The organism is Vibrio sp. 811, from assembly GCF_033339195.1.
The window spans coordinates 1-909 of record NZ_JAWOUB010000175.1 but is presented as its reverse complement, the minus strand read 5'-3'; the positions used below and the strand labels follow the sequence as shown (position 1 = coordinate 909).

Below are 909 nucleotides of genomic sequence, written 5' to 3'. Positions count from 1 at the left end.
CCTGAGCAAACTTCTCACGTTCATGAGTGATGATCAGAGCGATCTCTTGGCGCTCTCTTGCCACCATTTCTTCTAATGCTTGTCGCTCTTCACCTAACTGAGACAAACGCGCTTCGGTTTTTTGGTCAATGTCGTCCACTAAAGGCTGCAGTTCAACCGCCATTTGTTCAGCCAAATAACGCATATACTCAGGGTTGTTATCGATGAAATCTCTCATTGAGTCAGCAGTCACTTGCAGACTGTTCAAAGCAGCATTAACCTTCTCAATACTTGCCGAACTGTTCAACGCTAATAACTGCGCCTTCCAAGTCATGATCTTTGGCGTTTGTTCAGAGACCAAACTCAATCTATCGGATACATCTCCCAATGCTTCCGGCATCGTACCCAACGTTGTTACCGCGTCTTCCTCACTGATTTGATTGGCTTCTAACCAAGCACGGTAAGCTGGCGTTCTAATCATGCTTAAATCAGCGAACGGATACTGTTTAACAAAGTCAGCAACAAAGAGCTTCGTTTTATCGTAAACCTCTTTTTTCAACAGTGATTGAGCGATCTGGTCCACCTCGTTGGCTAAGTGTGCCGAAACTTGTTTGGCTTCATCCGTAGCAAAAATGTCACGGCCAGCGCCCGTTGCATAAAACTGGTTCATTTGATGGGTGCACACCCACGTATCAATCAATGCAGCCATTGGTGATACTTGATATGCTGCAGCTTGCAAGCCTTCTTCTGCATTGATCTTCCACAGCAGGACGTAAGACTGGTTCACTTTATCATTGGGATCATACTGCTCTTGAAGCACATCGGCGGCTTGCTCAACTTGAGCAAAAAATTGAAGTGCATATTCGCGCGTTAAAATGCGCATATTAAGCTCTTGCTTAGTGAGAGGAACGGTCTGGCTGTCAATTTTCA

General features: G+C 45.3%; 1 protein-coding gene. It reads right to left on the bottom strand.

The window, feature by feature from the left end; all coding sequences use genetic code 11:
* Nucleotides 1-909, bottom strand: a 909-nt coding sequence (locus R7Q46_RS25640; RefSeq protein ID WP_318078009.1) for a chemotaxis protein, incomplete at both ends; no start/stop codon positions are given.